Source organism: Paraprevotella xylaniphila YIT 11841 (assembly GCF_900683745.1).
Taxonomy (GTDB): domain Bacteria; phylum Bacteroidota; class Bacteroidia; order Bacteroidales; family Bacteroidaceae; genus Paraprevotella; species Paraprevotella xylaniphila.
Window position 1 is genome coordinate 737,477 of sequence record NZ_LR215980.1, and the last position, 19,108, is coordinate 756,584.

At 48.2% G+C, this 19,108-nt stretch carries 7 protein-coding genes; 4 read left to right on the forward strand and 3 right to left on the reverse strand.

Features of this window, described 5'->3' with window-relative positions; translation table 11 throughout:
- Positions 1 to 386: 386 nt before the first annotated feature.
- A complete protein-coding gene (locus E0E47_RS02950; protein WP_232038310.1) occupies positions 387 to 3,905 on the reverse strand; it encodes a hypothetical protein in 3,519 nt (1,172 codons plus the stop codon).
- A gap of 271 nt (positions 3,906 to 4,176) precedes the next feature.
- Here E0E47_RS02950 and E0E47_RS02955 point away from each other — a divergent pair, with 271 nt between their 5' ends.
- A complete protein-coding gene (locus E0E47_RS02955) occupies positions 4,177 to 8,220 on the forward strand; it encodes a hybrid sensor histidine kinase/response regulator transcription factor (RefSeq protein WP_232038311.1) in 4,044 nt (1,347 codons plus the stop codon).
- Between the two features lie 178 nt (positions 8,221 to 8,398).
- Complete coding sequence (locus E0E47_RS02960; protein WP_130892838.1) at positions 8,399 to 12,019, forward strand: family 43 glycosylhydrolase; 3,621 nt, start codon at positions 8,399 to 8,401, stop codon at positions 12,017 to 12,019.
- A 312-nt stretch (positions 12,020 to 12,331) separates the two neighbouring features.
- On the opposite strand, the gene E0E47_RS02965 is transcribed toward E0E47_RS02960, so the two are convergent.
- Together E0E47_RS02965 and E0E47_RS02970 are read right to left on the reverse strand one after the other, a co-directional pair.
- The gene (locus E0E47_RS02965; protein ID WP_008630351.1) at positions 12,332 to 12,880 is read right to left on the reverse strand and encodes a 30S ribosomal protein S16; all 549 of its coding nucleotides are present in this window, start codon (positions 12,878 to 12,880) and stop codon (positions 12,332 to 12,334) included.
- A 129-nt stretch (positions 12,881 to 13,009) separates the two neighbouring features.
- Complete coding sequence (locus E0E47_RS02970; RefSeq protein ID WP_130892839.1) at positions 13,010 to 14,989, reverse strand: OPT family oligopeptide transporter; 1,980 nt, start codon at positions 14,987 to 14,989, stop codon at positions 13,010 to 13,012.
- Positions 14,990 to 15,149: 160 nt separating this feature from the next.
- On the opposite strand from E0E47_RS02970, the gene E0E47_RS02975 reads away from it, so the two are divergent.
- Together E0E47_RS02975 and E0E47_RS02980 are read left to right on the forward strand one after the other, a co-directional pair.
- Positions 15,150 to 17,720, forward strand: coding sequence for a DUF5686 and carboxypeptidase-like regulatory domain-containing protein (locus E0E47_RS02975; protein ID WP_130892840.1), 2,571 nt, complete (start codon positions 15,150 to 15,152; stop codon positions 17,718 to 17,720).
- Between the two features lie 12 nt (positions 17,721 to 17,732).
- Positions 17,733 to 19,004, forward strand: a complete 1,272-nt coding sequence (locus E0E47_RS02980; RefSeq protein WP_008630356.1) for a replication-associated recombination protein A — start codon at positions 17,733 to 17,735, stop codon at positions 19,002 to 19,004.
- Positions 19,005 to 19,108 lie beyond the last annotated feature (104 nt).

Here is a 19,108-nt window from a genome sequence, read left to right on the forward strand (position 1 = left end):
TTTCTTTCCGAAAAGTACTCTCGGGCAGCTCATTCAAGAGGTTGTGTTTCCAATCTCAGGAGAACGGAAAATCAATCTCCTGAGATTGATTTTTCAATCGGCTGCAAGTGATTTTTCAGTCTGCGGAGAAAAATAGTACATCTCTATCGCCTTTATAATTTGCTGATATGAAGTTGGTTGTGTGTGTACTTGTGATGGAGGTGTTTTGTTTCCAATGTTTCAGGTGGATTCTCTTTTGATGTACATGTTTTTGATATGGGATATCTTTATGTCGTATGTTGTTTTCATTGGCTCACAAAAGTGGGATAGGGGATGCAAGCAAACGAAAAAAGGAGCAGAACGTCATGTTCTGCTCCTCCTGTCATTTATAAGAGTTCATCGTTGGGTCATTTCACGATGGTTTTCTTTGTCACGGTCGTACCGTCTTCCATCGTCTGGCGCAGGATGTTCACGCCCTTCTGCAAGCGCGGTAACTTGATGCCGTCCACGCTGTAGATTTCTTCTGACTTCACTTTGCCCGTGGCGAGGGTTTCGTCGATAGATTCTCCGTTGTCGAGCGACACGCAGGTCAGGCGCACGTTGTCGAACTTACACCAACCGCAGTTGTTCCAACCTTCTGGAGCGGCCGTCCTCTTGTAGGTGTATTCCCAGTGTCCGTCGGTGCGTATGCCCAATTTCAAAGGTTCGTTGGCAGAGAGGTGCACTACGACTTCAAGGGTGTTAAGTGGACCTTTGTCCCCCATGTCGCCATTGTTCTTGCAATCTACTTCATCATATCCGCCGAACGTGCGTTCCACTTCGTAGGGATGCCCTTCCTCAAGTTGGTCGAGGTCGTATTCATCTTCCCAACCGTAATACATGGCTGCGTTGTTCACAAACAGGCGCTGTCCGGCTAGGCGGTAGTCGTCATTGTCGTTAGGTACGACCATGTCTACTGTTACTTTGTAGTAACCGGCAGGCAGGCCTTCTACGGTCTGGTACATATATACGTCGGGGAAGTCGCCGGACTGGAGGCAGAATCCATATTCTCCGTCCGTGCAATCCACATTCTTGTCGGGGCTTGTGAAATTGTTCAGCCCGGCAGCGTTCATGTCCTCAGCCTTCGTGCAGACGATGCTGTCTATCATGAAAGTCCAACCGAATGGCGCATTGTATACGGAGTTCACGCCTTCGCCCAATCCATATTGGTCTTCAAAGCTCGGGTTGACAAGGACATGCGTGAGGTCGTCGTTTGCCTTGATGCCCTTCTCTATTTTGGCGTTCCGGGCCAGTTCGAGGTATCGGGCGGCGATTTCGTCGATTTTCTCCGGGGTGAGTTCGTCGGATTCGTTCTGGTATCCGGCACTGTACGTGTCATAGAGGGCTTGAAGCTGTTGCCCTGATTCCGTGGCGGCTACACCTTCGTAGGCCAAGTCCTTGGCGGCCACTTCGTTGGCGTGTGCAAGGAGTTTGAACGATTCGATGCTTTCGTCTACGTTGCCGATAGCTTCGGTCAGAGTGGCGATTACGTCAATGCATTCGTCGAAGTCGGCTTCGGGGTCGTTTACGAGTTCCGTGCCACGGTTGTACGCCTCTGTCATTTGCTTTTTGATTGCTCCGTTCATCTTCTCGCCCAAATAAGGTTCTACCTTTTCCAACCATTGTTCGAGCAATGCGATGACTTTTTCCAAGTCCTTGCCCACGTAAGTCAGCGTGAAGTTGTCATAGCATCCCCACCTCTCGAATTGGTCACCGTAATTTCGTATGCCGAATGTCAGTTTACCGTCGATGACAAAAGCTTGTACGGTGTTCTTGAAATAGCCCTTGTCGAAGTATTGCCGGGCACCGCTTTCGGTATTCGGCATCATGACACCGGATTTCGTTCCCTGACGGATATCCCAGGACGCAGTGAATTCATCACCAGTGAAGGCATCTTGGAACGAATGTTTTATTTTTTGTTCGCCGTCATTCAGGAAGATGTATGAAGACACGGTGCTGATCAGGCTGTCTCCTTTGCCGATGGACCATAAGGAGTCCATTTTCTCGAAGTCCCAATCCGCACGTTGGAAAGCCTGCACGCTCAATTCGTATACACCGTTCGGCATGCCCAACAGCGTTTGGTTGATTTCACCCGTCTGCCCGCCTCCTATGGTAAGCAAGTCGTTGCTGAGGCCGAGTTTTTCGGCATCGAAGTCGGTGATAGTCCATCCGTTCACGCCGTCCGTAAACGATGGATTGGTGATGAATTCCGTCACGTTGGTTCCTTCACCGATGAGCGAGTGTTGGGCTGATTGGGTCAGTAAGTCCATTTTGGAGATAATCTCTCCCAACTCCTCTGTGGTGTAAGGATATTCAATCAGTATGGTTTCGATGTCGATTTCGGCCATGTAGTCACTCAAGGCCATGATGTCGTCATTCACTTCGCCTTCCAAGGTGTTCAATATGCTGTCGGCTACTTCGTAGGTACGTTGCAACGTGCCGTATGCCATACCGTTTTCTTCGGCTGCTTTGATGGCTTCGTTCAATTCTTCGGCCTTGCTGGTCATGTCTGCCACGTTGCCACCGTTAGCGATATAATTTTCAGCTTCGGCTATTACTTTGTCCAAACGGTCCCGATAGGTCTGGTTCATGCCGTTATTTACGGCTTTGGCCTTATCTACAATGACCTGTAGTTCGTCCTTGATGGCATCTTTGCCATAATAGGAAAGTTTGAGGTTGCCTAACACGAACCAGTTGGCAGTGGAGTTCTGCATTTCCACGCCGGTTTCCAGCTTTCCGTCTGTGACGAAGAATGTGATGGAGGTCGATGCGGCTCCCCAACGGCTTCCGGAGGAGAGGTTTACAGAACTGGTGCCCAAAGAAGTAATGGCATACAGGGTATTGCCGGTCACGGAATAGTCTTCGGGGTCTTTCCCGTCGGATTCGGGATTAGACGGATTCTGGTCTATGCAGATGTAATCCACCTTCAATTCATACTTGCCATTCGGCACATCAACCAGGCTTTGGTAAATCTTGGCATCCGTGAAGCCGGTATCGTCAAAGGCCCAACGCCCCAAGTTTGTGGTAGTGTTGTTCAAATTGTCGGCACTGTAGGTGAATGAATTTGCCGGTTCCTGTGTCCAACCCGGAATATCGCTGCTGCTGGCTACGAAGTTATCCTCGAATTTGTAGTTTTCAAGCAGGTCAGACAAGTCCACGGGCTTGTCGTAAGTGGCATGTTCGATTTCGTATTCGCGGATTTTGGTTTTCAGGTCTGTGGTGGCAGCTTCCAAATCTTCATTGGTGCTGGCAGCGTTATTATAGACATTCAGGGCTGACGTGATGTCAAGGCCATAATCCTGTGCCTTGGCCATGGCATCGCTGAGGGACTTTAGGTTGTAGAAATGAAGGTACTCCGTTTCGCCGACGAATTTCCATGCTAGCCCGTACGTGTCTTCGTACGCGTCGATTAAGGGATAAATGACATCAGTCCCGTCGTTTTTCCATCCCATCCACATGTCGGGGAAATAATCTTCGCCGTAGTTCTCGTCCGCTTTGTCTGGCCGGATGTAGTAAGTACCATCACCTTGTGGCTCGATGTTCCAATTCAGATGGGTACGGCCTGCTTCCCCTCCTGCTTTGGAAGTCTGGTTGTCCTCATAGTAGATGTAGGTGTAGGTTACTCCTTCATCAGCTGTTGTACCTAACAGATAGGTGTTGTTTGTACTGGAGGTGATGTACAAAGGCAACCCTGCATCCGTGACAACGGTTGTTTGGGTAGAGTTGGCATTAAGGAAACCGTTAGCCTTGACATTGTAGGCATACTGTGTTTCCCCTGTTTTCAGCTCCTGGCCGGTTATGGTCGGCGGAGTCCATGACGCGGCTGCCGCACCTATCGGGCTGAGCAGCGTAGCAAACAGCAACGTAACGTAATGCTTGTTTTTCATGTCGTTGAATAATTTAATATGTGAAACAATAAAAACTATGCCGTGATTGATTCTCAATCCGGACAAGGCAAAAGTATAAGTTTTGAATGCAAAAGCCTTCAATTTATGTCGCATGAATTTTGCTTGATGTCGCAAGGTTTGTCATAGAGGAGACAGATGCCGTTTTTCTATCTTACTATATAATACAAAAGACAATTGCATTTCCAATAAGACGAGTAGTGTTTTAGAAAGTTTTATATAATTTCGTACCGATTTTAAATATCATGAACACATGCGAGCAAGAAAAACATGGCACGTTTCGTTTGCCTTCTACTTTATTTTGTTGTGCTACATGGTTGTCGCTTCCGAGATAAAGGGACAAGAAGGGCGTTTGTTTACTTCTGATACACAGTTGTCAAGTAGTTTGGTGAACCAAGTATACCAAGATAAGAATGGTTTTATTTGGATAGCTACCCGGAATGGCTTTGACCGTTACGACGGCTCCCAGTTTCAAACCTTTCATAAGACGCGGAAGCCGGGTTCGATGCTTTCCGAGCATGTAACCTGCGTGTTGGAAGACGCAGCCGGACATTTGTTGGTTGGTATGGACAAAGGGTTACAGGCTTACGATGAGGACACCGGACGGTTTCGGACTATACCTTTTATAAATAAGGAAGACACCTTAAAGGCATGCCATGTCATGTCTATATTACAAGTACGCAATGGGGATGTATGGGTAAGCACTTCGGGATTCGGCATGTATGTGATTCCATCGGGTAAGGATGAGGCACATTACACTTTGATGTTTGAAGGAGACAATAATGTGGAGGATATGGTGGAAGCGTTCGATGGCTCCGTTTGGTTGGCCGTGACGAATTACGGGATCTACTGCCGGAAAGATGGAAAAGTCAGCCGTTATCTTTGTGAGAAGGCATCTGTCTTGGGGCGTTGTTGCTTGGCTTTCGACAGTGAAGGACATCTTTTCATGGGATCGGCTTCCGAAGGATTATTTGTTTTCGACAATTCATCTGAAGCTTTCTCGCCCGTAGCCGGGACAGGCCATTTGAATGTCTCTGTCCTTTGTCCGTTGTCGGACGGGAGGGTTATGTTGGGTACGGACGGAGAAGGGGCTATGGTTTATCGGTTTGGAGAACGTTCGCCGCAACCCTGTGATTACTTTCATGCACAAGTGAATTTGGAACACGCCAAGATAAGCAGTATATTGGAAGACCGCGACGGTAACATTTGGTTGGGGCTATTTCAGAAAGGGGTTTTCATGCAACCACATCAGGATAGCGGCTTCAGCTATGTGGGCTATAAGTCCGGGCGATATGATATCATAGGCTCAGCCTGTGTGATGTCCGTTTATGCTGGAAAGGATTGTACGTTATGGGTCGGTACGGATAACGATGGCCTTTACGCTTTGGACATGAAATCATATGCGGTTAGCCATTATTCCTCTGACACCGGAGGTCTGCCCGCCACAATCACCAGTATCGTGGAAGATAAGGATGGCAAGTTGTGGTTAGGCTCTTATTGGGGGGGAGCCGGATGGTTAGATAGACAAACGGGACAATTCAACCGTCTTCCGTTTACTTGTAGGGGAATGGCCGTGCATGTGTTCCGCCTGTTGGCTGATGCGGAAGATAATTTATGGATTGCCACTTTAGGTGACGGGCTGAAGAAATATAATTTGAAGACACATGAACTGACAGAGTACAAAGTACAGCCGGAGGCGTTTGAGCCGAAAGGCAATTCTTTGACGAACATGTGGGTCAACGATTTGTGCCTGTCTGAAGACGGACGGCGGCTTTATATTTGCATGAGCAGTGGATTGGCTTGCTTGGACTTGAAGCATGATGACTTTGTTTCCACGTTCGGACGTAATTGTATCCTGACGGAGCAGCCTGTGCATACGGTAGTTGAGGATTCGAAAGGCCAACTATGGGTGGGCACGCATGACGGGATTTTTGTATTGGACAGCCATGGGCGCATGAAACGGCACTACACTACCGATGACGGCTTGCCGGACAATTATATAGCTTCCATGCGGTTCGATATCCAAAATAATATATGGATAAGTACCTTCCACGGTTTGTCCATGTTGGATTTGAAGCGGGGTAGTTTTACCAATTATTATGCGAGTCACGGATTACAAGGAAATGAGTTTAGCGAACGGGCATCCTGCGGATGGGACAGCCTGATGGTTTTCGGTGGAAACTGCGGACTGACATTCTTCTCGCCCGAAACCGTGTGCCGTGCCGGTAAGCGTCCTTGCCTGCAGATAGTAGAAATGCGCATAGGAGATGAGGAAGTGAAGACAGATACAAAATCGGGATTCTTCAAGGTGACGAGTCGCCCCGTAATGGAATCCAACTTGTTTGAAGTGTGCCATGAGGACAATACTTTTTCCATACGTTTTTCAACGATGTCGTATAACATGCCGGATGGAGTGCAATATTTGTATTCCATAGACAACGAACCTTACGTGGCTATGGTTGGTTCGTCAGGTATACTGACTTTGAACCATTTGCCATCCGGGACTTATAAAATCCGAGTAAAGGCAATCGTTAATGGCCTGGAGTCTGATGTCAAAGCTTTTACCGTAATTGTCCGTTCTCCGTGGTACGCTAGCTTGCCGGCGTTTATCCTTTACTTTTTAATAGTGATTTTCCTTGTCATGAGATTCATTCACGGTCGTCGTTTACGGGAACAGGCTCGCTTGCGTTTGCAAGAACATATACATGCAGAGCAGTTGAACGAAATGAAGTTGCAATTCTTTATGAACCTCAATCATGAAATTCGTACTCCTATGACTCTGATTGTAGGGCCTTTGCAACATCTTATTAATACAGACTTCGATGAAATAAGGCAAAGGTCTTACCGTATGATGAACCGCAATGCAGAACGTATCTTAGCTCTTGTCAATCAAATTTTGGATTTGCGTAAAATAGATAAAGGACAGATGATGATGAAGATGCAACCTGTGAATCTGGTAGATTTTACACGAGATGTTTATGAACTCTTCGACAGTAAAGCACGCGAAAAAGAAATCCACTTTCATTTTGAATACGATGCAGATAACATAGAAGTATGGTTGGATAAAAAGAACTTTGATAAGGTAATCATGAATCTTTTGTCCAACGCATTTAAATTCACGCCTTCCAAAGGGAATATCGGTATCCGGTTGAAGCAAGGTGGACGTGAGGTGTCGATGGAAGTTTGGGACGATGGCTTGACGATAGAACCCGACAAGATGGATAAGGTTTTCCAACGCTTCTATCAGGCTGACAATACGGCCAATTACAATATTCCAGGAAGCGGGATAGGGTTGAACCTCACGAAGCAACTTGTCACTCTGCATCATGGTGAGATTTCGGTGTACAACAATGCGGACGGGAAAGGATGTACGTTTAAAGTCGCATTGCCTGTCGGCAGTGCCCATCTCAAACCCGAAGAGCTTTTGCAGACGCCCATAGAAGAAACGACGGAAGAATCAATTCTGAAAATAGAAGAAGCTTCTGCCGTAACCGAAGGAAATAAGGAGGAGAACAAAAACAAGCATCGCAAACGTATTGTTATCGCGGAAGATGATGATGAAATACGAAGTTATCTGGTGGAGGAGCTGAGAAAACATTATTACGTCGTGCCTTGTCACAATGGGAAGGAAGCATTGAGTGAAGTTTTACGGACTCCTCCGAGTTTGGTCTTGAGCGATGTGATGATGCCGGAAATGGATGGTTATACGCTTTGTGCCAAAATAAAGACCAACATTAATGTGAATTTTATACCAGTGGTATTGCTTACGGCCAAATCCCATGAAAAAGACAAAATAGAGGGATTGAGTACCGGTGCTGATTCTTATATTGAAAAGCCTTTTAATATCAAGGTGTTGGAATATACCATACGTAACTTGATAGCTTCGTATGATATTCTTCGTAACAAAGTAGAGGGTAAAGAAATGCCGGAAGAAAACATAGATGTGGTCGTATCCAAATCAGCCGATGACAAGCTCTTGGAGCGCGTATTGCAGATTATCAATGGGAATATCAGTAATCCTTACCTGAGTGTGGAACTTATTGCGCGGGAGGTGGGCATCAGCCGTGCGCACTTGCACCGTAAAATGAAAGAATTGACCAATCAAGGGCCACGAGACCTTGTGCGTAACATACGCCTTAAGAAAGCTGCAGGCCTATTGGCTTCGGGGCATCGTAATATTACTGAAGTTATGTATGCCTGTGGGTTTGAGAACGCCGCATCTTTCTCCATCAAATTCAAAGCTTTGTATGGGATGTCTCCTATGGTTTACATGAAGGAACATTTAGCTAAGAAATGAGGAAATAGTCCTTTTTTTATATATTTTGATACATGGCGTAAAATATCGGTAACACAGCCGTATGGTTGTGTCACCGATATTTTTCATCTTTGCAAAAGAGCACAATAGATTTTTTGTAAATGTGTAAATTGAAAAAGGAATGTGATTTAGAAATGAAAATCCTTAAATTAGATTAGTTATGCGAAGAATGAAAAACTTTATGTTTTCCGGACTGCTGTTGGCGGCAGTTTCGGTGAGCGCAGAAGTTCCTCCGTCCATTCATGTAGACGGGAAGAATTTGACAGACACCCATGGCAACAAAGTGGTGTTGCACGGCGTGATGGATACGCCAAGCCCTTATTTTAATAATTACCGTTGGGGGAATGCTGCCAACGATGCTACCAAAAAAGACTGCATCGAGTATTTCGACAAGCTCTTCACGGCTATTACGGATTCCACGCAGGGAGCCTATTGCAATGTGTTCCGGCTTCATTTGGATCCTTGTTGGACGAATGATCCTAACCTTCCCGTTACGGGAGAAGAAACCGGCGAGGCCAATATCTCGCAATTCAGTGAGAAACGGCTTCGCACGTATCTGTCCACGCTCTATTGGAAAATCATAGAAAAGGCATTGGACCATGGGCTTTATGTAGTCGTGCGTCCTCCCGGCGTATGCCCCGGTGGCATCAAAGTAGACGGGTACTATCAGGACTACCTGCTGAAGGTGTGGGACATCGTTTCGAGCAATACCAACATCAAGAAACATAGCGGGCAGGTGTCCATTGAATTGGCCAACGAACCGGTGAACATTTACGATGCCGACAGTTTGGAAAGCGCACGCGCCCCGTATGATTTCTTCCAACCCATCGTGGACAAGATACGTGCCAACGGTTTCGACGGTATCATTTGGGTGCCCGGGACGGGATGGCAGAGCAATTACACTTGTTATAAGAGCAATCCCATCGAAGGCTATAATATAGGCTACGCTGTGCATGCCTACGTGGGATGGTATAATAACAGCGACGAGAATGCCAATGGGGAAACGTTCATCCAAGAGTTCGGAAAGGCGGTGCCGGTAGTAAATACGAACCCCGTCATTATCACCGAAGTCGATTGGAGTCCGGAGAAAGAAGGAGAAGGGCACTATGACGAGCACGGTAACTGGGTTCCAGCCAACTGGGGAACATGGGCCACTGGGTCTACTTCCAAATGGGGCAACGCTTATAAGGCCGTACTCGACCATTACGGGAACGTCAGCATGACACTTTCCGGAACGGCGTGCTACATCGACATCGATAAATATCTGGCAGATGGTACGGTGGCCCCGGCCTTTGAAGGTAACCCCGAAGCTTGCGGAAAGGCCACTTTCGACTGGTACGCCGATTATGCCAAGGTGGATTTCGCGCGTCCGGACTTTACAAACGTGTCTACCAACCAGACTACGGACGGCAAGAAGTTCATCAATCCCGTATTGGCTTCGGATTTCCCGGATCCGGACGTGGCACGCTTGGGCGACACCTATTATATGGTATCGACCACCATGCATCTCTTCCCCGGTGCCACGATTCTGAAATCATATGATTTGGTCAATTGGGAGTATTGCGCACAACCGTTGGAACAGCTTTCCACCGCAGACAAGTACAGCCTTATCGGCGGAAAGGACTCATACGCCCAAGGGATGTGGGCCGCAGCACTGACAGCCCACGAAGGCAAGCTTTATTTGCTTATCAATGGCAATGACGCAGGAGGTTACATGCTTTCTACCGACGACCCGGAAGGAGCATGGCAAATGCAGAAATTGGAACGGAGTTATTATGACCCGGGGCTGCTTTTTGAAGGTGATAAGGTGTATGTGGCCTGCGGCATCGGTAACATCGACATCTGTGAATTGGACAAGAATCTGAAATTCAAGAAGTCGACCACAGTGCTGAGGGACAAGCCCGGATTGGAAGGCAGCCACCTTTATAAAATAGGGGATTATTATTACATCTATGCCACGTATGGCGGATGGCCGTCTGGGCAAGCCATATTCCGCTCCAAGGACATCACCGGACCGTATGAGGAGAAGATGCTCATAGAGAAGACCATCAACGGGCAGCCCAATACCGTACATCAAGGAGCGTTGGTAGAGACACCGACTGGAGAATGGTGGACGATGCTGATGGAGGACAAAGGTGCCATCGGGCGCTTGCCGAGCCTGCATCCTGTGGCATGGGCCGACGGTTGGCCTACGGTGGCCAAGGACGGGGTTCCCCAACTGGCTTATACCAAGCCAGATGTCGGGACGACTTATCAGGAAAAGATACTCCCTACCAATGACAATTTCCGGCAATATCCCCTTGGCATGCAGTGGCAGTGGAACCATAATCCCGACGATGGCAAGTGGAGCCTGTTCGAGCGTCCGGGATTCCTTCGCCTGTACACCGCGTCGGTGACCGACGACCTGATGCAGGCACGCAATACCCTGACGCAACGCATCTTCGCCTTCCACAACACGAAAAGCCCATATGGGTTGGATACGTCGCGTCCTTCCATTGGTACGGTCGCGCTGAACTTAAAGCACATGCAAGAAGGTGACATGGCCGGTCTGACCATACAACAAGACCCGTACGCTTATATCGCAGTCCACGTGAAAGACGGCAAGAAACAACTCATCTGGGGACAGGATACGTTGAGAACGGTAGATGGTTTCGAGCCGGCTGCGGTCACGGAAACCTCCGTGTCCATCGACACAGTGGTTTATCTGCGTGCGCAATTCGATTGCGGCACCGGCAAGGCACGGTTCTTCTATAGCACAGATAACAAGGAGTATGTGCAGTTGGGCAGTGAGACGACATTCCGATTTAACCTTTCCGTATTCGTAGGTGCCCGTTTCGGCATATTCAATTATGCCACGCAAGCGTTGGGCGGTTATGTGGACGTAGACTGGTTTACCACGGAAGAGCAGTTTGAGGAAAATACTTATTTCGACCCGGATTTTGAGGGCTATAGTGAAGATATGCTCACCATGCAGTCACTTTCCGTAAGGCCGGAAATGGAAGTAATGATTGGCCAAAGCGAGGTATTAGAGTTGATGGCTACCTTTAAGGACGGTCATACAGAAAATGTGGCGGCCAAAGCCAAGTATGAGGTTTCCGACCCGGAAGTGCTGTCGCTTTCGAGCGGTATGGTCGTGGGGAAGAAAGATGGACGGGTAGCGGTGAAAGCCACTTACACAGACCCGATGGGGAATACGCTGACGGCTTCGTTTACGGCCTCTTCCACGTTCTTCCCTTGGGCGGATGAATATATCAATAAGACGCTTTTCGGAGAGGGTACATACTTGGAGCAGACTCATGCCTTCTTTCCTGGTGTGAACGGACAAATGGGTTGGGTATACGAGAATGGTGCTGATATGAGCGGTTATAAGTATTTGGTATTCAAGCTGGACAAAGTACAGAAAGTCAATGCAGCCATTAACATTTATCCGCAGAACAGCATTTGGGGAAACTGTTATAGCAAACCTATCGGGGATGCCACGATGGTGGTCATACCGCTTCAGGAGATAGAATATACCAGTGGGGATGCCATCGGTGAACCCGTCAACACGGCCAATATCATGATTGTGGCTTTGTATGCGGGAAGCGGTGGAGTCATAGATGTGTCTGATGCTTATCTGACCAACAATGACGATTATTCCCCCGAGGGCGTTTCAGTAGGTTCCATCCATATAAGGCCGACGGAAACGGATGGTCCGGTTTATAACCTGCAAGGCATGCGTGTGGACCGGATGACGAAAGGTGTATATATCCAAAACGGCAAGAAGATATTGGTGAAGTGATTGTTACTGTCCAAGCGGGCAAAGGACGGCTTTCCTCGTGGAGGCCGTCCTTTTGGTTGCATGAACGAAAGAAAGTGTAAATATATATTAATCCTATAACAGTCTATCAATGAATCGATTGTTAATATTTAGACTACGTGAAATCGTTTGGCGCAGATTGAAAAATCGTTTGCAGCCAGATGAAAAATCATTTGGCGTAGAATGAAAATCCGTTTGGCGCAGTATGGAAAAACGAATATAAAAGGAATAAGGCGAACCCGCAGGTTCGCCTTATTCGTTGTTTGTTTGAAAGAAGTATTTAATAGAAGTTGTTTATGCTTCGGCAGGAGTTTCTGTGGTTCCTTCTGCGGGAGCATCAGCAGGAGCTTGTGCAGCTTCAGCTTCAGCCTTTGCGGCAGCCTCGGCAGCTTTCTTCTCTGCTACTTTCTTAGCGATCTCTTCATTGACTTTCTTCTCGGCTTGCAGGCGTGCTTCAGCGGCAGCCTTCTTTTCAGCGGCTTTCTTGGCCTCGAAAGCTTCTAAGCCCTTCTGCTTGTCGTTTTTCCAAGCTTCGAATTTTGCTTGTGCGGCAGCTTCATCAAAAGCACCCTTCTTCACACCGCCACGGAGGTGTTTCATCATGTAGACACCTTCTTTTGACAGGATGTTGCGAACCGTGTCGGTAGGCTGTGCACCTACTTCCACCCAATAAAGAGCGCGATCGAATTTCAAATCTACAGTGGCGGGATTGGTGTTCGGGTTGTACGTACCAATCTTTTCTGTAAACTTACCATCACGTGGTGCTCTTACGTCTGCAATAACGATGCTGTAGAAGGCGTAGCCCTTACGTCCGTTACGCTGCAATCTAATTTTTGTTGCCATAATTAATGTTTTGTTTTTAATATAGGTTTGAAATATGCCGTTAACTCGTAACGGCGGCGCAAAGTTACACTTTTTCTCCGACTTGCCAAAGGTTACCCCTTGTTTTTTAGGCGTTTTTTCTCTTCTCCGTCATTTCTTGATGCGCATGCTCGCCTTTATCATATATATGATAAGGAGAACATACATCAGCAGGGAGAGCCATTCGCTGGCCGGATTGGCCCACCAAGCGGAATAGTCGAACGAGATTCCTCCGAAACGCAGGGCTGCGCTGACTACGCCCATCAAGGCTCCTCCGGCAATGAATCCGGAAGCGATGAGCGTGCCTTTCTCGCCCCGTTCCTTGTTGGTTTGCTCTTTGTTGCTCCGTGTGGTGACATACCAGTTGATGAGGCCACCTACCAACAACGGCAAGTTCAGTTCGAGCGGAATGAACATGCCCAAAGCGAAGGCAAGGGCCGAAACATTGAAAAGTGTGAGCAGGATGGCGATGGCCGCACCGATGCCGTAAAGCAGCCAGGGGGCACCCGCGCCGCTCATCAGCGGTTCGATGACGGCAGCCATGGCATTGGCTTGAGGTGCGGCAAGTTGTCCGCTTGTGAATCCGTAAGTGTCGTTCAATATCATGATGACTCCGGCCACTGTGGCGGCAGACACAAGGGTACCTAAGAACTTGAACGTCTCTTGTTTCTTGGGTGTGCTACCCAACCAGTAGCCTATTTTCAAGTCGGTGATAAAGCTTCCGGCCGTAGAGAGCGCGGTGCAGACCACGCCGCCCATAATCAGTGCAGCCACCATGCCTGCCGGGCCTTTCAGGCCGACGCCCACCATGATGACAGAAGCCAGGATGAGGGTCATCAGCGTCATGCCGGACACGGGGTTGCTGCCGACAATCGCAATGGCGTTGGCCGCGACCGTAGTGAAGAGGAAGGCAATGACGGCTACGAGAATCACACCGGTGAGCGTGAAGAGCAGGTTGCCTTCCATGACCCCGAAATAGAAAAATAAAAGGATGGCTATCAAAGTCAGGAGGGAGCCGATGGTTATGATTTTCATAGGCAAATCCTTTTGTGTCCGGGGAACGGCCGTGTCGCTCTTCCCCTTGCCCTTCATTTCTTGTGCAGCCAGACCCACAGCCCCCATGATGATTTTGCGGCTTTTGAAAATGCCGATGATACCGGCCATGGCGATACCGCCGATACCGATGCTTTTGGCATATTGGAAGATTTGTTCGGCACTGGCTTGGGAGGCTGTGACGGAAGAACTGCCGGCACTCACGACGAGGTCGGGGAACAACCATGAAATGGCCGGAACGATGACCCACCATACGGCCACGGAACCGCAACAAATGATGAGGGCGTATTTCAAGCCCACGATGTATCCCATGCCTAGCACGGCCGCCCCCGTATTGATTTTAAAGACGAGTTTGGTCTTGTCCGCCAACACTTGCCCCCATTCCAGACAACGTGACGTGACGCTCTCGTTCCACCAACCTACGGTGGCGATGATGAAATCGTAAATGCCGCCTACGACTCCGGCCACGAGGAGCGGTAAAGCCTGGTTGCCACCTTTTTCCCCGGAAACCAATACCTGCGTGGAGGCCGTGGCTTCGGGAAAAGGATATTTGCCGTGCATGTCTTTCACGAAATACTTGCGGAAAGGGATGAGGAAAAGGATGCCCAAGACTCCTCCCAACACGGAGGCGACGAACACTTCCATGAAGTTCACCGTCATTTCCGGATATTTGTCTTGCAGGATATAGAGGGCGGGCAAGGTGAATATGGCTCCGGCCACAATCATGCCGGAACATGCCCCGATGCTCTGGATGATGACGTTCTCTCCCAACGCCCCTTTCCGGTGGGTGGCTCCCGTCACGCCTATCGCGATAATCGTGATGGGGATGGCCGCTTCGAACACTTGTCCTACTTTCAGTCCTAAATAGGCTGATGCCGCCGAAAAGATTACGGCCATGAGCATGCCCCACAATACCGACCATACCGTCACTTCCTTATACGTGTGGTCTGGTGACATCAGAGGTGCGTACTGTTCGCCTTTTTTGAGTTCCCGGAAGGCGTTTTCCGGCACTCCCGTCTGTTGCTTTGCGTTTTCCATTCAATCGTTGTTTTTATGAAATTTTATAATTGGAAGCAAAGATATATATTTCATGGCAGAATGCACTTTCTTCTTTTGTAGAAATTCTTTAAATAGTTTAATTTATAATGTGAATCCCTCGCTATTCACTAATTTTGCAGTTCAATTTAAAAGAAATCGCATGCTGCTGAAGCTTTATCATAGATACGTATCGTTGTTTTTAGTCTTGATGTGCTTTGTCCCGCATTCCCTGAATGCACAGGTTCGGGGACGGGTGACGGATGCCGACACGGGAGAACCTATCCCGGCGGTCAATGTGTACTACGGAAAACAAAAGACCGTGGGAACCACAACCAATGACAAAGGCAGGTATACATTGCAAGCACCGGATAAAGGGGACACCCTTGTGTTTTCTTATGTCGGTTACCAGACATATAAGATATATATAAAGGCCGGAGAGAGAAAGACACTGAATGTCAAGCTTCAGGATTTGGACAGGGAGTTGTCGGAATTATTGGTGAAACCGAAAAAAAGACGGTATAGCCGAAAAGACAATCCGGCGGTGGAGTTAATGCGGAAAGTGATAGCGGCCAAAGAAAAAAGTGATTTGAAACAGAACGACTATTACCGTTATGACAAGTATCAGCGTATCACATTCGGCTTCAACAATATCACGCAACATTTCATCGACAGCAGCTTTTTGCGCAAATTCCCCTTGTTGGTCAAACAGGTGGAATACTGTCCGCAGACCCAAACCAACATACTTCCCCTGACCTATAACGAGACTTCGTCGGAACATATATACAGGAAACAGCCGGAGGCGGAACGGAATTTTATCCGGGGAACAAATTCGGAGGGGGTGAACGAGCTGTTCGCTACGGGGGACATCGTGAACGTAGTCCTTCAGCGTTTCTTCGCCGACGTGAACATTTATGATAATTCGATCAATCTTTTGGAACGTTACTTCACCAGTCCCTTATCTTCTACCAATGCCATATCTTTCTATCAGTATTACATCATGGATACTCTGGACGTGGAAGGAGACAAGTGTATCGAATTGAGCTTCATTCCCCAAAATCCGCAGGACTTCGGTTTCTCGGGACGGTTATGGGTTTTGGACGACGGGACTTATCAGGTGAAACGTTGTCTGGTCAACCTGCCGCTCCGTTCAAGTGTGAACTTTATCAGCAATTTAGTGATAGAACAGGATTTCTCCACGCTCCCGAACGGCCAACGGGTATTGGTGAAGGACAATATGATTGCAGAACTGGGCGCATTGAAGAAATACCATAATATGATGGTCAAACGTACCACGGCTTATACAGGGTTCGACTTTGCCCCCATTTCCAGTGAGAGGTTCGACCAACGCGAACAGCCAAGGGAAGGTACACCGGTCATCAAAGACGAAAACTTCTGGGCACAGCACCGGACGGACACACTGACCCGTTCGGAAGCCGGCATGTCCACTATGGTACAGGATATGACCCGAAAAAAAGGCTTCGGTTGGATTATCTGGATTGTACGTGCTTTCGTGGAAAACTACGTGGAGACTTCTCCTCCGGGAAAAAAGAATTATGTGGATTTCGGACCAGTCAACACGGTCGTCTCGTCCAATTTCATAGACAAGGTGCGTTTCCGGGCCAGTGCGCAGACCACGGCCAATCTGAGTCCTCATCTCTTCCTGAAGGGATATGCTGCATACGGCGTACGGGACAAGAAATGGAAATATGAGGGAGAAGTGGAATATTCGTTCTTAAAAAAACAATATTCGCCGGAAGAGTTCCCGCGAAACTCGATAGCTGTCTCTACCCGTTATGACGTAATGGCTCCCTCCGATGCCATGTTACCTACGGACAAAGATAACGTGTTCACGTCGCTCAAGACGCAGACTATTGACCAAATGTCTTATTTCCGCCAATACAACATACGTTACGTGTATGAGTTCGACAATCATTTCGGGATTACGGCACAGTTGCGCCATATCACTCAAAACCCGACAGGCACGCTGTTCTATCGTACGGTAAGCGGGCAAACGGTGCCGGAACTGACGCAAAGCGAGGCGACGCTGAGTTTGCGTTACGCGCCGGGCGAAAAGGTGGTGGTCACGAAACAGAGGCGTCATCCGGTCAACCATAATTATCCTATTTACACGTTGATGCATACGACCGGGTTCAAAGATGTTTTGGGAGGGGACTATGCTTCCAACTACACGGAACTGTCGGTGACAAAGCGTTTTTGGCTGAACTCATGCGGGCGCATTGATATTTACGGCCGTGCGGGAGCGCAATGGAACAGGGTGCCGTTCCCGTTGTTGATTACGCCTGCGGCGAATAATTCGTATATCATACAGCGTGGCATGTTCAATATGATCAACAACATGGAGTTCATGAACGACCGTTTCGTTTCGTTGGACGTGCAATGGGATTTGAGCGGCAAGCTGTTCAACCGGATTCCCTTGCTCAAGCATCTGAAATGGCGTGAGGTGATAGGTTTCAAGACGCTTTACGGCACGTTGACGGACAAGAACAATCCGTTTAAACAAGGGAACCAAAGCGATTTGTTCGAGTTCCCGTCACGAAACGGACAACCGACCAGTTTCGTAATGGGGGATACTCCCTACATGGAACTGAATGTGGGCATTCACAATATCTTCAAGATACTTCGTGTAGACTACGTGCGCCGGTTGAATTATCTGAACGCACCCAATGCCAAGAAGAACGGCGTGAGATTTGTATTGCAGTTTGACTTTTAAGGAGGATTTGACATGGCAGCACCTTTGGCAGAAAGATTACGTCCGCAAACGTTGGACGATTACATCGGGCAAAAACATCTGGTCGGTCCGGATGCCGTTTTACGTAAGATGATAGATTCCGGACGGATTTCCTCATTTATTTTGTGGGGACCTCCGGGTGTGGGCAAAACGACCTTGGCGCAAATCATTGCCCATAAGCTCGAAACGCCGTTTTACACGCTGAGCGCGGTAACAAGCGGTGTGAAGGATGTCCGGGAAGTGATAGAAAAGGCACGGAACAATCGTTTTTTCACCCAGGCTAGTCCGATTCTTTTCATTGATGAAATCCATCGTTTCAGTAAATCCCAACAGGATTCCCTTTTGGGAGCCGTGGAGCAGGGGACAGTCACGTTGATTGGGGCCACGACGGAAAATCCGTCTTTCGAGGTCATACGCCCGCTTTTGTCCCGTTGCCAGTTATATGTCTTGAAAAGCCTTACGAAAGATGACCTGATGGAGTTGCTGCACAAGGCGGTGGAAAGAGATATCATACTGAAAACGAAACATATCGAATTTCGCGAAACGGATGCCATGCTCCGATATAGCGGAGGAGACGCCCGCAAGCTGCTGAATATCCTTGAACTGGTGGTAGAGGCTGACGGAACGGACCAAGTGGTTATCACGGATGCTGTCGTAGCCGAAAGGCTTCAGCAAAACCCATTGGCATACGATAAGGGGGGAGAATTGCACTATGACATCATATCGGCTTTCATCAAAAGTATTCGGGGAAGCGACCCTGATGCCGCTCTGTATTGGTTGGCACGAATGATAGAAGGTGGGGAAGACCCCTCGTTTATCGCGCGGCGACTGGTCATTTCCGCTAGTGAAGACATAGGTTTGGCCAATCCGAATGCACTGCTTTTAGCCAATGCCGCTTTTGAAGCAGTCATGAAGATAGGATGGCCGGAAGGGCGTATCCCTTTGGCCGAGGCTACGGTCTATTTGGCAACCAGTCCGAAAAGCAACTCGGCTTATAAGGGTATCAATGATGCCTTGCAGCTCGTACGGCAAACCGGGAATTTGCCGGTGCCGTTGCACTTGCGCAATGCGCCTACCCGGCTTATGGAAGAGTTGGGATATGGTAAAGACTATAAGTATGCGCATGACTATCAGGGGCATTTCGTGGAACAGCAATTTTTACCCGACGACATTCGTGACAAAAGGATTTGGCATGCCCAAGGGAATGCGGCGGAAACCAAATTGCAGGAACGGATGCTGCATTTATGGAAAGACCGCTATAAATGATTTTTTGATGGAAGAATATCCTGCACAAATGCCGGTTTTGCATTAATTTTGCTAACTTTGTCTTTTCATTCTTAAATTGTTAAATAGAAAACGCTACAAATACA